Genomic DNA, 14318 nt, shown 5'->3' on the forward strand with positions numbered 1-14318 from the left:
TGGTCCGCGCCGACCCGGTCAACCCCGGGCAGGCCGTGCAGGAAAGCTCGCAGCGCCGCGTCGGACGAGGCGACGTCCGCGAGCGAGGTAGTCACAGTTGACACCATCACAGCATCGCCGACCAGGCCCGTGAGCTCCAAACCGGACCGCCTTAGGCGGCCTGCGCCCAGGTCTTAGGCATGCCCTACGCGTCCGCATCCCGGAGATAAGGCATCCACCCGATGTGGGAGGCGGGGCCTTAGGCCGAGTCTTAAAGGTGTCAGCAAGAAGCACGAAATTTCAGGAGAAACACCATGCATCCCGAGATCGAGTTCGAGCTCATGAAGACCCACATGAGCGAGCTCCACAGGGCCGCCGCCGACCACCGGCGCGTACGAGAGGCCGAGCGTGCCAACAAGTCCGAGCGCCGCTCGGTCTTCGGCAAGCGCCGTTCCTCATGACCACCACACGAGAGCCCGGCCACCACCTCCCTCGTGGCCGGGCCTCGATGCCTCCGTAAAGAGACACCCATAAAAGCGTCGAAAGCAATCGAACGGGCATGACATGCTGGATGACATGCGGGGACGTTCTGTCAGTCCCGTCTTCGTCGGGCGGGCAGAGGAGCTGGCGGCTCTGTCTGACAGCTTTGACGAGGCACGTAAGGGGACGGTGACGTCCGTCCTGCTGGGTGGCGAGGCCGGGGTCGGCAAGACCAGGCTCGTCCAGCGTTTCGCCGAGCAGTGCCAGGCCGGCGGCGCGCACGTGCTGTTCGGCGCGTGCGTCGAGCTGTCCACCGAGGGCCTGGCCTACGCGCCGTTCACCGCCGCGCTCCGGCAGCTCGTCAGAGAGCAGGGGCCGGCCGCCGTCGCCGCGCTGCTGCCCGGCGGGGCCGAGCGCGATCTCGCCCGGCTGCTGCCCGAGTTCGGTGAGCCCAGCGGCGACGGCGAGACCGACGCCGGACGCGCCCGGCTCTTCGAGCAGTTCCTCACCCTCCTCGAACGCCTCGCCGACGCCCGTCCCACCGTCCTCGTCATCGAGGACATCCACTGGGCCGACAGGTCCAGCCGCGACCTCATCGCCTTCCTCAGCCGCAACCTGCACGCCCCGCAGGTGCTGATCGTGATGACCTACCGCTCCGACGACCTGCACCGCCAGCACCCCCTCCGGCCGGTGCTGGCCGAGCTGGGCAGGGTCAACGGCGTGCACCGGCTCGACCTGCCCCGCCTGTCGAGGGACGAGGTCGCCCAGCAGATGGCCGGCATCCTCGGCGAGGTCCCCGAATACGGCAAGGCCGTGAAGGTCTACGAGCGCAGCGAGGGCATCCCGCTGTTCGTGGAGGCCCTGCTGGAGTGCGGCGTGGACTGCGCGTTCCCCGAGTCCATGCAGGATCTCATCCTCAGCTCCGTCGAACGGCTGCCGGAGGAGACCCAGCGCGTGCTGCGCGTGGCCGCCGCCGGCGGCATCCGGGTCGGCCACAGGCTGCTGGCCGCCGTGAGCGGCCTGTCCGACGTCGAGTTGGAGACCGCGCTGCGCCCCGCCATCGCGCGCAACGTCCTGCAGATCGCCGACAACCGCGCGTACGTCTTCAGGCACTCCCTCATCCGCGAGGCCGTGCACGACGAGCTGCTGCCCGGCGAGCACCAGCGCCTGCACGCCAGGTTCGCCGAGGAGATCTCCAAGGACCGCGAGCTCGTCCCGCCCGGCCGCGCCGCCGTCGAGATCGCCCACCACTGGTACGGAGCCCGCAACGACACCTGGGCGCTGATCTCCGCCTGGGAGGCGGCACAGAAGTCGTTCAAGGCGTTCGCCTACACCGAGGCAGTCCCGCTGCTCGAACGCGTCCTCATGCTCTGGGACCGGGTGCCCGACGCGGCCGAGCTCATCGGCGCCGACCACACCGCCGTGCTGGAACGGGCCGCCGAGGCCGCGAACGCCGGCGGCGAAGCGGACAAGGGCGCCAAGTTCGTCAAGGCCGCCCTGTCGGAGCTGGACGAGACCGAGCAGCCGGCGCGCGTCGCGCAGCTCATCGTGCGCGGGGTGGCGTTCAAGAACTTCAAGAGCCAGCTGGGCGTCATCGACGATCTCAGGCACGCCCTGCGACTCGTGCCCGAGAACGGCCTCGACCGGGCCGACGTCGTCACGGTGCTGAGCCGCCACCTCATGCTGAGAGGCGAGGTCGCCGAGGCGAGCGAGCTGATCGACGAGGGCCTGCGCCTGGTCAGGGAGCACGGCGACCGTTGCCTCGAGGCCGACCTGCTGATGAACCTGGCGCTCGGTCACTCGCTCAACGGCGAGACCGAGACCACGATCGCCCTCAACGAGCAGGCGCTCGAGATCGGCAGGGCGCAGGACTCGGGCCGCCTGATCACGAGGGCGATCGGCAACAACGTCGACTCGCTGGTGGACGTGGGCCGCCACGAGGACGCGCTGCGCCTGGCCAAGCACGGCTGGAAGCTGGCCAAGAAATACGGCCGGCTGCGCGGCAGCGGCCTGTTCATCAAGAACAACTGGGCCGAGGTGCTGGAGTCGGTCGGTCGCTGGGACGAGGCCATCGAGATCATCGAAGGCGCGCTCAGCCACGGACCGCCCCTGCGCCACAAACACGCCATGCTGCGCGTGCGCGCCGACATCGCACTGGCCAGGGGCGAGGTGCAGCTCGTCGAGAACATCCTGTCCGAGGTCGGCGTGCTGAAGGACCATCCCGAGGAGTTCGTCCAGGACATCATCAGCAACGCCCGCCTGCACATCGGCTGGCACCTGTTCCGGGGCGAGCCGGCGTCCGCGCTGGCCGTGGCCGAGCGGGTGCTGGCCCAACCCCGGCAGTCGAGCAAGGCCATGCTGACCTGGCGGCTGCTCGCTCTGCTCCGCGTGGTCTGCGACGCCGCCGAGGTCACCGAGCCCGGCAGGACGGCGACGGTACGCGCGCACGCCGCCGGGGTGGCGGCCGAGCTCTCCGTCATCGGCCCGGTCGCGCAGGCGTACCAGCTCTCCTACAACGGCGACTTCGACGCCGCGGCGGAGGCCTGGGAGCGGCTCAGCCGCCCGCACAACCAGGCCAAGGCCCTGCTACGGGCGGCCACCGTGGCCGCCCGCGGGGGCGACCGCGAAGGCGCCGCGGCCCGGCTGAAGGTGGCGCTCCCGCAGGCTCAGGCCCTGCGCGCGACCCCGCTGATCGAGGAGATCGAGTCCCTGTCGCGGCGGGTGGGCGGGGTGCAGCCGTCGCAGGAGCCTTCGGAGCTGCTGACGCCGCGCGAGCTGGAGGTGCTGCGGCTGGTGACGCAGGGCAGGACCAACCGGGACATCGCGGCCGAGCTGTTCATCTCGGCCAAGACGGTGAGCGTGCACGTGTCCAACATCCTGGCCAAGCTCGGCGTCACCAGCCGTGGCGAGGCCGCCGCCGCGGCCCACCGGCTGTCCCTGCTGTCCTCCTGACGGGCCCTGCTGTCCGCCCTCGCTAGACGAGGGCCTCCACCAGCAGCACGACGCCGAACACGGCGAACGCCGCCGCGGCACCGTACCGGATGAACCGCTCCGGCAGGTGCTTGCCCAGCAGCCGTCCGACCAGGATGGCCAGCGCGTCCGCCGCCACCATGCCGACGGTCGAGCCGATCCACGTGCCGACCCAGCCGTGCTGCGTCGCCAGCGTGATCGTGGCCAGCATGGTCTTGTCGCCCAGCTCGCTCAGGAAGAACGCCACAGTCACCGCGACCAGGGCGTTCCTGGTGGTGCGCTGGGCCTTCTTCGACTCGTCCTCGGTCAGCTCGTCGCCGCGCAACGTCCACACCGCGAACCCGAGAAAGGCCACGCCCGCCACCACCGAGATGGCCGTCGTCGGCAGCGCGGTCCCGATGAGGCCGCCCACGGCGACGCTGAGGAGATGCACGACGGTCGTGGCGATCGTGATGCCCGCGAGCACCGGCCAGATCTTGAAACGGGTCGCGAACGTCATCGCCATGAGCTGGCTCTTGTCACCCAGCTCCGCCACGAAAATGGCGGCAAGACTGATCCAGAAGGCTTCCAAACGATCCTCTTCCGCGCGGCCTGGGCCGGAGGCGGGAACCCGGGGAGTTTTCGGGCACGGCTTCGGCCCGGCAGCGTCTTGTCAGATGGCTACCAGGCCGAAGGTCTCGTCCGCCCGTGAAGGCCCGCGTGACCGGGCGCGAGGAAGCGCCAGTATGTCGATCACGCGATTTGGGACTACTCCCCTTCGGGTAATTCCAACCAACCATAACAGCCCGCGGAGAGGGCCTATTCCGGCCGCCTATCCCGCCAGGGTGCACCCGACCAGCACGGGCTCGTTGACCAGCGTGATCCCGAACTTCTCCCGCACCCCGTCCCTGACCTCCCTGGCCAGCGCGAGCAGGTCGCCGGTGGTGGCGGCGCCGTCGGGGTTGGTCAGCGCGAGCGTGTGCTTGGTGGAGATGCGTACGGGCCCGCGTTGGTACCCCTTCGCGTAGCCCGCCTGCTCGATCAGCCACGCGGCAGGCACCTTGACGGACCCGTCGGGCTGCTCCCAGCGCGGATGCCCGGGAGCGCGGACCGCCAGCTCCTCCGCCTCCTCAGGCGAGAGGATCGGGTTGGTGAAGAACGATCCGGCGCTGCGCGTGTCGGGATCGTCGGGGTCGAGCACCATGCCCTTGCCGCGCCGCAGCGCCAGCACTGTCTCGCGGGCCCGCGCGAGCGGCACCCGGCCGCCGACCTCGGTGCCCAGCCGCCGGGCCAGCTCCTCGTACGCCACCGGGCCTGCCATTTCCGAAATATCCAGCGCGTACGTCACCGCCAGCACCACGTACCGCTCCAGGTCGCGCTTGAAAGCGCTGTCACGGTAGGAGAACCGGCACTGCCGGGCCTCCAGGTCCACCACCTGCCTGGTGCGGCGGTCGTAAGCACGCACGCAGCGGATGGTCTGGGCCACCTCCTGCCCGTACGCGCCGACGTTCTGGATGGGCGTCGAGCCGACCAGCCCTGGGATGCCCGACATGCACTCGATGCCCGACCAGCCCTCTGCCACGGCGCGGGCCACCAGCGGGTCCCAGTCCTCTCCCGCCTCGACCGTGATCACCGCCTGCTCGCCGTCGCGCGAGACGGCCACACCCTGGGTCGAGACCTTGATGACCAGCCCGTCGAACCCCTCGTCGGACACGACGACGTTGCTGCCTCCGCCGAGCACCAGCGTGGGGACCGCGTTCATGTCCGCCTCGGCCACCAGGGACACGAGCTCCTCCGCCGTCGTCGCTTCGGCGAAGTCGCGGGCGGGGCCCCCAAGGCGCAGCGTCGTATACGGCGCGAGCATCTCCATGGGCAACTAGCTTATGAGGTACCCGGTCTTTGAAGCACGGCGTCGTAGTTCCGCTTGGACTCCCGCGCCTCGTAGTCGGGATCGACGTCCTGGGATCCCACGCGCTCCACCGGCAGGGGCTCCTCGGGGACGACCAGGTCTCCGTGGAGGGCGAGCGAGAGCTCCAGATCGGCGTTCCTGCCGTAGTTGGCGTCCTCGGGCAGCGCTCCCAGCGCCGCGGACCGGCGTACCGCCATGAGCTCCCCTGTGAGCGCCCGCACCTTCCCCGTCGCCTGCCGCCAGTCGCCCTCCACGAGCTCGACGCCCTGCCGCCCGGCCGCCACGGCGCCTTCGGCGACGGCCGCGACCAGCGGGGTCAGCGCGTCGCCGTGCAGCACGACGTCCTCCTCCATGAGGACGTGCACGTCCGCGTCGTCGAGCCGCAGCAGCTTGGTACGGCACTCGCCCCAGGTCGCCGTGCCCCCTCGCCAGTGCGGCGACTCGGCGACGTGCCACACCGCCACCCGGTCCGGATAGCGGTCGGCCAGCTCGTTCAGCACGTCGCCCGCCCCCTGGATGTTGCCCAGGTCGAGGGCGAGCACGCGGGCGTTCGTGTGGTCGATGACCGACTGCACGCTCTTCCTGACGTCCAGGGGCCGGCCGTCGACCAGGATGCTCACGCTGACGGTGACATCCTTGGTCTCCATGCGCTGGCGTTCCAGGTTGACGCCGAGCGCGTCGAGGCGGTTGGTGGCCAGCGTGCCGTCCCAGGTGCGCTGGGCGTGCAGCATGGCCTCATCCGTATCGCCGTGCTGGCCGGGATCTCCCGAGAAGCCCAGCTCGGCAGCGGGATTGGCCTGGGCGTGCGTCCCTCTGGGCCGCACACCCGCCGTGCCGACCCCGGTCGCGCCCCCGGTCTGGGGACTCGCACCGGGCTCTGTGCCACCCGCCGTGTCCCGCCCGGTGCCGGTGCTCCCCGCCACCTGCTCGGCCCGCAGGGGCCGCAGGTGGGCGGGTGGCTTGGCATCGGTCACGGCGGAGACCGGAATCGATCGAACCGTGGGCCAGACTTGTCGCGCAGCTTCACTCATAAGTAAACGCGCTACCCGCGACCCGCCCGGAATATCACCCCCGGTCAGGACAGCTGGACCACCGCCCGGGCCTTGGACAGCACCTGCGCGTCGCCCGACCTGGCGGTGAGCCCGACGACCACCCGCTTGTCCTCGAGCTTCTCCTCCACCACGCCGCTCACCGTGACGGTCGCGCCCTGGTCGTCGTCGGGTACGACCACCATCGAGGAGAACCGCACCCCGAAGTCCACGATCGCTCCCGGATCCCCGACCCAGTCCGTGACGAACCGCCCGGCCTGCGCCATCGTGTACATCCCGTGCGCGATCACGTCGGGCAGCCCCACCATCTTGGCGAACCGCTCGTTCCAGTGGATCTGGTTGAAGTCCCCGGAAGCCCCGGCGTACATCACCAGATCGATCCGGCGCACCTTGTAGCCCACGGCCGGGATCTCCTGCCCGACCTCGACCTCGTCGTACTTCACCGTGGCGGTCATCTCAACCGGCCCCTCCGCGCTCGACGATCGTGTTGTAGGTCACGCAGACCGGCTCGCCCTCGACGGTCGTCACGTCGCTCCTGACCGTCAGCAGCTCGTTACGTCCGGCCGTGCGGATGTCGGTGATCGTGGCGGTCATGACGAGCTGGTCGCCGGCGCACACCGGCCGCACGTACTCGAAGCGCTGCTCGCCGTGGACCACCATGGCGAGGTTGAGCCCGAGGTCGGGATCGACGAGCGCCTCACCGCCGCTCTGCAGGCTGAACACGATGGGGAACGTCGGCGGCGCGATCACGTCGGGATAGCCGGCGGCCTGGGCGGCCTCACTGTCGCGGTAGAGCGGATTGCTGTCGCCGATGGCGGCCGCGAATTCTCTGATCTTCACCCGGCTGACCTCGTACGGCGCGCTGGGCGGATAGGTCCTGCCCACGAAGTCACGGTTCAAGGCCATCAGTGCTCCCTCGCATGTCTCCTGACGAGCGCTGCTGAGGCCGACGGTAACAGAACAAGGTTCGGCTGTCGCCGCTGATTATCTTGTTTTTGCCAGGCGGGCCGCCCCCGTGCAGACACGACAAACCGGCGCCCTGTGGTCGGACGCCGGTTGTGCGATATGGAGGATAAGGAGCCCTCTTCGGAGACCTATCGGGTCTCGCGGTGCGCGCGGTGGCAGCGGCAGTTGGGGCAGTACTTCTTCAGCTCAAGCCGATCCGGGTCGTTGCGCCGGTTCTTCCGCGTGATGTAGTTGCGGTGCTTGCACTCCTGGCAGGCCAGCGTGATCTTCGGCCTAACGTCGGTGGCAGCCACTTGGGAGTGCCTTTCTACGTTCGGGACATGGACACGCCCGTACCCAGGTCGGTCGACCTGGGGATGGGCAGTAGCGGAGGCCGGACTTGAACCGGCGACACAACGATTATGAGCCGTTTGCTCTGCCTGACTGAGCTACTCCGCCTTTGGGCCGGTAAGGATCCCAGCCCCGTAGAGGATACCCGACGCGGCGAGCACATTCGTAACTCGCCCGAACGGGTGGGGTGCTCCCAGTATGCCTCAGGAACCCCCGACAACCGAAATCCATTAACCGCGCCGACGCCGTCCACCCCCGAACGGCCCGGATCGCCCCAAGCCCTGGCGAAGGTCAGCGTAGCAGCGATCAGGCCCCACGTCCGAGACGGCGCGGGGCCTGATCGCCGCCCTCTCGCTATGCGGGCCTGCAGAGCTTCGCGAAGCCGTCCTCGAATCCTCTGCCGTAGGACAACTGGAAGGCTTCCTTGTAGCCGACCCCGTAAGCGTCCTCGCTGGCCGTTATCGAAGGTCCGAACGGTTCCTGAGCACAGTAGTTCAGGGCTCGCGCTTCTCCCTGCGAGTACCCTTCTGAGCGCCCTCTTTCGTAGCCCCGTTGGTACGGGGTGGGCTCTCTCGGGTCTGCCGTCACGGTCGCGTGGGTGTGCGGACTCGCGGTGGCGGAGGCTTGAGCCCCGGCCGGCGTGAACGCGACGGTGGCGAGGAACGCCGCACCGAGGACGATCGAGTGTCGACTGATCTGCATGGTTGTCTCCTGTTCTCGGGGATCAGAGACATCTGCGGTCGTTACACCCATGGTTACTGTCACGCCGTCACCCTGCCGTGACGCGGGCGTGATGTCGTCGAGGACAGCGGCCCTCAATACGAAAACACCCGATCCGAGAAGTTCGGATCGGGTGTCAGTGTGCGAGCCCCCAAACGGAATCGAACCGTTGACCTTCTCCTTACCATGGAGACGCTCTGCCGACTGAGCTATAGGGGCCTGTCCGGCGCTGCGGACAGGTGTAACCATACACGGCACTCACCGATGATGCGAACTCGTTCGGGCCTCCGCGCGCTCTCCCGCCCGGCGCCGCGCGGGTAACTCGATGACCTCGCACAGATCCGCCAGGTCGACGTGCCTGGCCACCTCCGCGACAGAGGTGCAGTCGGCGACCATCCGCCCGTGCCGGCGCACCCGCAGCACCTGCCGACCGGCACGCACCACCCCCACGACCTCGTAGCCGTCGAGGCCGACCCATCGCCTGTCCATAGCGGCACAGAGTATCCGCCGGGTCTCTCAATTTCCGCCACGCCACAGGCGTTACAGACATACCGAATGGGTTCAGAGCCGGTAGAAGCCCGCGAAGTCCTTTCTTCGCGCGATGTCATCGACGCGCACCTCTGCGCCGGTCTCGGGGGCGTCCATCATCTTCCCGCCGCCGAGATAGATGCCTACGTGGTGCGTCTTAACGCCCTTTTTGGTGATTTTTCCGAAGAAGACCAGGTCCCCCGGTATGGCCGTCACCACCTGACGCATGCGCCGTACGTGGTCATTGGTGTTCCCCGGCCCCAGCACGTCCGAGCCGTGCGCCAGCGCGTACACCCAGCGCGCGAACCCCGAGCAGTCGAGCCCGCGCGTCCGCGCGGCCGGGCAGGGCTTGATCTTGCCGTGGTAGCCCACGCAGGTCCCGTTCGACGGCCCGGGCTCGGCGTCGTGGCCGCCGCCCCACGAGTACACGATCCCGCGCTGCTCGATCTCGTACGCGATCCGCACGATGTTCGGCGACACGTACAGCCCGAGCGGCACAGAGGCCGTGACGGCCACCAGGACCAGCGCGGCCGCCACGGCCGCCGACCGCCACCGCCTCATCCCGACCCCCGACAGCTCTCTGCATAGCTCTCAGGAGTCATCCTGCCTTATGGAGATTTATCCGTCTTTATCCGGCCTTGAGGGTGAGCTTCACTGACCCCACCGTGACATTCATCCCGACCGTGCCCTTCGACCGGGACGGCTTGGTGGTGATCGTGAACGTCACCTTCTTGTCCCGGGCCAGCTCCCCGACCTGGCACAGCACCGCCGTACCGCTGAACCTGCACCCGGGCGCCTTCACCACGCGCTGCCCGCCGAACGTCCGCCCCGACACCTTGATGTCCTTGACCGGGTGCGGGCCCGTGTTCGAGACGGTCACCGTGTACGTCTTCCTGCTCCTCGCCGCCCCCGAGACCGTCACCTCGGCCGGCGGGTTGGCCAACTCCTTCAGCTGGGACTCCGAGCCGTTGAACGAGTTCTGGCCGCCGGCCAGCGTGCCCTTCTCCGCCGACTGCCAGAACGTGTGCCTCTTCCAGCTCTTCGGCAGCTCGCCGGGGTCGTCGCCCCAGCGGGCGATCCAGAGCGGGTTGGACTTGAACTTGGTGGAGTTGCCGGTGCAGGTCTGCCACCAGCTCGTGGTGGTGTAGATGATCGCGTGGCGGCCGGTCGCCTGACGGTACTTCTTGGTGAAGTCCTTGATCCACGTCACCATGTCCTCGGGGGACAGGTCGTAGCAGTTGTTCTTGCCGTTCTTGTCCTTGTACGGGTTGTCCTCGATATCGAGCACTCCCGGGAGTGTCTGGCCGTCGCTGCTCCAGTTGCCGCCGTTCTGAAGAAAATAGTCGGCCTGGGCTGTCCCGTCGGACTCGTGCGGTTGCGCAAAGTGATATGCGCCCCGGATCAGCCCCGCGTTCGCGGCGCCGCCGTACTGCGCGTCAAAACGCGGGTTCAGGTAGTTCGTCCCCTCGGTGGCCTGGACGAACGCGAACTTGGCGCCCCCCGAGGTCACGCTTTCCCAGTCGACGTCGCCTGTCCAGTTACTGACATCGACACCGGGAACGCCATCGGCCGCTTCGGCGACCCCGCCCATCCCTAAGACGGCGATTACCGCGAATAACCAGAGACGTTTCACGCGGCAGATCATTGCGGAGCCGCACACAATTCCGCAAGTCCCGAAATATCAACTGCTTTCGACGTATCGACGTAATAGACCGGCCCGAGACCCAACGGCCGCGCCCCCGCCACCCACTCCCGCCACCGCTCGTCGCCGAGCGCGGCCTCGCCGTGTATCGCATGCCGCACCCGCCGCTCGTACCGGTGCCTGGCCAGCTCGGGCGCCACCTCGCACCAGACCTCGCGCACCTCCGCCGCCGCCTCGACGCCGGCCCGCTCCAGCCCGGCGAGCACCACCGGCCGCAGCGGCGCCGGCCACGGGCTCTCGAGCACCGCGCCGTGCCCGGCGCTCGCCAGCAGCGTCCACAGGCTCTCCGCGGCGGCTGCTCCCAGCCGCCTGCTCCACTCCCGCTCCTCCACCCCGGGAGGGCGTTCGAGCATGTCGGCCAGGGTCTCCTTGAGATCGTCCTTGCTGAAGACGGGCAGGCCGAGCGCCCGTCCCAGCGCCCGCGCGAGCGTGCTCTTCCCGGCCCCGGGCAACCCGTTCACCAGCACCACCAGTCGGCACATGACCCAGCATGCTGCCAGAACCGGCGGAAATTCTTCCTGGCAACGGGAAAACCGCACTTCAGCCCCCTGAAATTCGCCGTCGAGCGCGACGCGGAGAGCCGGCGTTTTCGCAGGTCGGGGCCGTTCATGAAAGTCACGTTCGCGTTTGCCAAACCGGATTCGGGCTGCACAAACTGGGGTCGATCCTCAATCGCGCCCCCGACCAGGGGTTTCTTCGCCATGCCCGCAGGAGGGCGACCATGATCCATGCCCGGGGACTGACCCGAGTGTTCAAAGTCAAGAAGGAGAAGGTGGAGGCCGTACGCGGCATCGACCTGGACGTGGAGGCGGGCCAGCTGGTCGCCTTCCTCGGCCCGAACGGCGCGGGCAAATCCACCACGCTGCGCATGCTCACCACCCTCCTGCCGCCCACCTCGGGCACCGCCACGGTGGCGGGCCGCGACGTGGCCAGGGACCCGGCGGGTGTGCGCGCCCGCATCGGGTACGTGGGCCAGCGCAACAGCGCGGGAGAGGGCTTCCTCGTCCGCGACGAGCTCGTCACCCAGGGCCGCTGCTACGGCCTCGGCACCAGGGAGGCGGCCGCCCGCGCCGACGAACTGCTCGACCTGCTCGACCTCGAGCCGCTGGCCCGGCGGCGGCCCGGCACGCTCTCGGGCGGCCAGCGCCGCCGCCTGGACATCGCGCTCGGCCTCATCCACCGCCCCGACCTGCTCTTCCTGGACGAGCCCTCGACCGGTCTCGATCCGAAGAGCCGCGCGGACATCTGGCAGCACATCCTCCGGCTGCGGGAGACGTACGGGACGACGTTGTTCCTGACCACCCACTACCTGGAGGAGGCCGACAGCATGGCCGAACGCGTGGTGATCATCGACAACGGCCGGATCATCGCGGACGGCACCGCCGGGCAGCTCAAGAACGACCTCGCCGGCGACCACATCACGATCACCACCAGCACGGAGGAGGAGGCACGCCGGGCGGCCGACCTCGGCGGAGGCACCGCCGACGGCACGACCGTGCGCCTTCGCCTCCCCAACGCGGCCGCCGCCCTCCCCGACCACCTCAGAACCCTGGACGGCTCCGGCATCAAGGTCACCGCCGCCGAGACCGCCCGTCCGACCCTCGACGATGTGTTCCTCGCTCTTACCGGGAGAAGCCTCACCGATGACGACATTCCTGCGTGACACCGCCACCGTCTTCTCCCGCGAGGTCAAGCCGGCCGCGCGCGAGCCCGTCACCCTGCTCTTCGAGATGGGCCAGCCGCTGCTGTTCCTGTTCCTGTTCGGGTCGCAGCTCGACGGTGCCGTCGGGTCGTCGTGGCAGTGGTTCGTGCCGGGGATCCTGGTCATGATGTGCCTGACCGGTCCCATGAGCGCCGGCTACACGCTGCTGGTCGAGCTGATCGGCGGCTCGATGGAGCGCATGCTGGTCACCCCGCTGAACCGCACGGCGATGCTGGTGGGCCGGACCATGAAGGCCATGGTCGTCCTGCTGGTGCAGGCCGTCCTGATCATCCTCCTGGCCCTCCCCCTGGGCTTCGACCTGCACGCGGCGGGCGTCCTCGCGGCGCTGGCCCAGCTGGTCGTGTTCGGCGTCGGCCTGGGTTCGTTCTCGTTCGTCCTGGCCATCAAGTCGGCGCCCGGCGGCACGCTCTTCTACGTCGTCAGCCAGTCGATCCTCTTCCCGCTGCTGCTTCTGTCCGGGGTGCTGCTCCCCCTGGAGACGGCCCCCGGCTGGCTCCGTGTGCTCGGGTACGTCAACCCGGTCACGTACATCGTGGACGCCCAGCGAGCCCTCTTCGCCGGGAACCTGACGAACCCCTCGATCCTCTACGGCACCGCCGCCGCCTGCGCGACAGCCGCGCTCGGCCTGTATCTCGGCAATCGCGCCATGCGCCAGGGCGTCTGAGACCCTTGATGGGTGACGCATCTGACGGTCCCCTGGATCCCCGTACGCCACCGGCTCGAGGTGATCCTCTCCGAAACGCTCCCACCCCTGGACAAGACCACGTCGGCGTTCGCCTTCGTCTCGGACCAGACCGGCAGAACCCTCATGACCTGTGTGGACAAGGAGGGTCGCGGCTGGGACATCCCCGGCGGCCACCTCGAACCCGGCGAGACGGCGCTCGAGGCCGCGGCCCGTGAGCTGTATGAGGAGACCGGCCTCCGCCTGCCCTCTTCCGCCCTGTCCATGTTCGCCTGGCAGCGCATCGAGCTCCTGGACACCGCCCCGGCCGACTACCGCTACCCGCCGCTGACGTACATGGCGATGTTCAGGGCCCGCCTTCCCCACCCGGGCCCGCCGACTCACCCGCCGGCGGGCTCGGAGAGCACCAGCGCGGACTGGCTGCGGCCGTCGGAGATCAACCGCCTCTGCCCCGACCGCACCTGGCTGCCCCTGCTGGACGGGGCGGACCCGCGCTAGACCGTTATCCTGCGCCCATGTCGATCACTGACGAGGAGCTGGCTCTGGCGGCGGCGCAAGCAGGCGCCGACGTCGTGCGCGCCATGTACGGCGCGGCGCTGACCCGCTTCGAGAAGAGCGCGGGGGACTTCGCCACGGCGGCGGACATCGAAGCGGAGAAGGCCATCCTCGACGTCATCCGCACCGCTCGGCCGGACGATGCCGTGACGGGCGAGGAGAGCGGGCGCACGGGCCGGGGCGGCGCGGAGCGCATGTGGCTGGTCGATCCCCTCTGCGGCACGCTGAACTACGCCGTGCGCACCATGCTGGTCGCGGTGAACGTCGCCCTGCGCGTGGGCTCCGAGATCACGGCGGCGGCCTCGGTGGACCCGTTCGCCGACGAGGCGTTCTGGACGGACGGCACTCATGCGTACGTCCGCCGCGACGGCGTGGACGAGCGCCTGACGCCGTCGCCCGATTCACGGCTGGTGGAGGTCAACCTCGACCCGCCGTTCCCGAACGAACCAGGCTTCCGGGCCGTCCGCCTGCTGGCCGAGGCCGAATTCGTCGAGCGCTTCCGCCCGCGCGTCGTCTCCACCACCCTGGCCGTGGCGTGGGTGGCCGCCGGTCGCCGGGCCGCGTACGTCACCGACGGCCATTTGCGGGACAGCGTGCACTTCGCCGGCGGGATCGCGCTGTGCCAGGCCGCCGGGTGCGTGGTCACCGGCATCCACGGTCAGCCGCTGCACACGGGCGCGGGCGGGCTCGTCGTGGCGGCCGACCGGGAGACGCACGCCGCGCTGCTGGAACTCATCGGCAGCTAG

The 14318-nt window shown here is 69.2% G+C and carries 16 protein-coding genes and 2 tRNA genes; 6 read left to right on the forward strand and 12 right to left on the reverse strand.

What is annotated here, in order from left to right:
• Positions 1 to 293 precede the first annotated feature (293 nt).
• Positions 294 to 440, forward strand: a complete 147-nt coding sequence (locus tag AB0J64_RS43650) for a hypothetical protein (protein ID WP_357596621.1) — start codon at positions 294 to 296, stop codon at positions 438 to 440.
• Between the two features lie 115 nt (positions 441 to 555).
• Positions 556 to 3411, forward strand: a complete 2856-nt coding sequence (locus AB0J64_RS43655) for an AAA family ATPase (RefSeq protein WP_364041444.1) — start codon at positions 556 to 558, stop codon at positions 3409 to 3411.
• 22 nt (positions 3412 to 3433) lie between these two features.
• Here the strand turns inward: AB0J64_RS43655 and AB0J64_RS43660 are convergent, their stop codons facing one another.
• The 12 genes from AB0J64_RS43660 to AB0J64_RS43715 all read right to left on the reverse strand — a co-directional run bounded on the left by AB0J64_RS43660 (position 3434) and on the right by AB0J64_RS43715 (position 11094).
• Positions 3434 to 4000, reverse strand: coding sequence for a TMEM165/GDT1 family protein (locus AB0J64_RS43660; protein WP_364041446.1), 567 nt, complete (start codon positions 3998 to 4000; stop codon positions 3434 to 3436).
• Positions 4001 to 4240: 240 nt separating this feature from the next.
• Positions 4241 to 5278, reverse strand: coding sequence for a UDP-N-acetylmuramate dehydrogenase (locus AB0J64_RS43665; protein ID WP_364041448.1), 1038 nt, complete (start codon positions 5276 to 5278; stop codon positions 4241 to 4243).
• Between the two features lie 11 nt (positions 5279 to 5289).
• Positions 5290 to 6291, reverse strand: coding sequence for a hypothetical protein (locus AB0J64_RS43670; protein WP_364041450.1), 1002 nt, complete (start codon positions 6289 to 6291; stop codon positions 5290 to 5292).
• Between the two features lie 101 nt (positions 6292 to 6392).
• Positions 6393 to 6821 (reverse strand): MaoC family dehydratase, encoded by a 429-nt coding sequence (locus tag AB0J64_RS43675; RefSeq protein WP_364041452.1) that lies wholly within the window; start codon positions 6819 to 6821, stop codon positions 6393 to 6395.
• Position 6822: 1 nt separating this feature from the next.
• Entirely contained in the window at positions 6823 to 7272 is a 450-nt protein-coding gene (locus AB0J64_RS43680; RefSeq protein ID WP_364041454.1) for a MaoC family dehydratase N-terminal domain-containing protein, read from the reverse strand.
• 188 nt (positions 7273 to 7460) lie between these two features.
• Positions 7461 to 7625, reverse strand: a complete 165-nt coding sequence (gene rpmG / locus AB0J64_RS43685; protein ID WP_019632658.1) for a 50S ribosomal protein L33 — start codon at positions 7623 to 7625, stop codon at positions 7461 to 7463.
• A gap of 71 nt (positions 7626 to 7696) precedes the next feature.
• A tRNA-Met gene (locus AB0J64_RS43690) sits at positions 7697 to 7770 on the reverse strand.
• A gap of 758 nt (positions 7771 to 8528) precedes the next feature.
• Positions 8529 to 8601: transfer RNA gene (locus AB0J64_RS43695), tRNA-Thr, on the reverse strand.
• 39 nt (positions 8602 to 8640) lie between these two features.
• Entirely contained in the window at positions 8641 to 8871 is a 231-nt protein-coding gene (locus AB0J64_RS43700) for a transposase (RefSeq protein ID WP_364041456.1), read from the reverse strand.
• A 72-nt stretch (positions 8872 to 8943) separates the two neighbouring features.
• Positions 8944 to 9471: an NlpC/P60 family protein gene (locus AB0J64_RS43705; protein ID WP_364041458.1), complete on the reverse strand. Its 528-nt coding sequence runs from the start codon at positions 9469 to 9471 to the stop codon at positions 8944 to 8946.
• Positions 9472 to 9538: 67 nt separating this feature from the next.
• Positions 9539 to 10555 (reverse strand): GH25 family lysozyme, encoded by a 1017-nt coding sequence (locus AB0J64_RS43710; RefSeq protein ID WP_364041460.1) that lies wholly within the window; start codon positions 10553 to 10555, stop codon positions 9539 to 9541.
• Positions 10552 to 11094 (reverse strand): AAA family ATPase, encoded by a 543-nt coding sequence (locus tag AB0J64_RS43715; RefSeq protein ID WP_364041462.1) that lies wholly within the window; start codon positions 11092 to 11094, stop codon positions 10552 to 10554. Before AB0J64_RS43715 ends, AB0J64_RS43710 begins: the two co-directional genes overlap by 4 nt.
• 239 nt (positions 11095 to 11333) lie before the next feature.
• On the opposite strand from AB0J64_RS43715, the gene AB0J64_RS43720 reads away from it, so the two are divergent.
• The 4 genes from AB0J64_RS43720 to AB0J64_RS43735 are packed head-to-tail and all read left to right on the forward strand — an operon-like array spanning position 11334 to position 14318.
• Positions 11334 to 12275: an ATP-binding cassette domain-containing protein gene (locus AB0J64_RS43720; protein WP_364041464.1), complete on the forward strand. Its 942-nt coding sequence runs from the start codon at positions 11334 to 11336 to the stop codon at positions 12273 to 12275.
• A complete protein-coding gene (locus AB0J64_RS43725) occupies positions 12256 to 12999 on the forward strand; it encodes an ABC transporter permease (RefSeq protein ID WP_364041466.1) in 744 nt (247 codons plus the stop codon). Before AB0J64_RS43720 ends, AB0J64_RS43725 begins: the two co-directional genes overlap by 20 nt.
• Positions 13000 to 13011: 12 nt before the next feature.
• Positions 13012 to 13515 carry an NUDIX domain-containing protein gene (locus tag AB0J64_RS43730; protein ID WP_364041468.1) on the forward strand — a complete coding sequence of 168 codons (504 nt, stop codon included), beginning with the start codon at positions 13012 to 13014 and terminating at the stop codon, positions 13513 to 13515.
• A 17-nt stretch (positions 13516 to 13532) separates the two neighbouring features.
• Positions 13533 to 14318 carry an inositol monophosphatase family protein gene (locus tag AB0J64_RS43735; protein ID WP_364041470.1) on the forward strand — a complete coding sequence of 262 codons (786 nt, stop codon included), beginning with the start codon at positions 13533 to 13535 and terminating at the stop codon, positions 14316 to 14318.

Origin of the sequence: Nonomuraea sp. NPDC049695 (genome assembly GCF_040674955.1) — a bacterium.
Taxonomy (GTDB): domain Bacteria; phylum Actinomycetota; class Actinomycetes; order Streptosporangiales; family Streptosporangiaceae; genus Nonomuraea; species Nonomuraea helvata.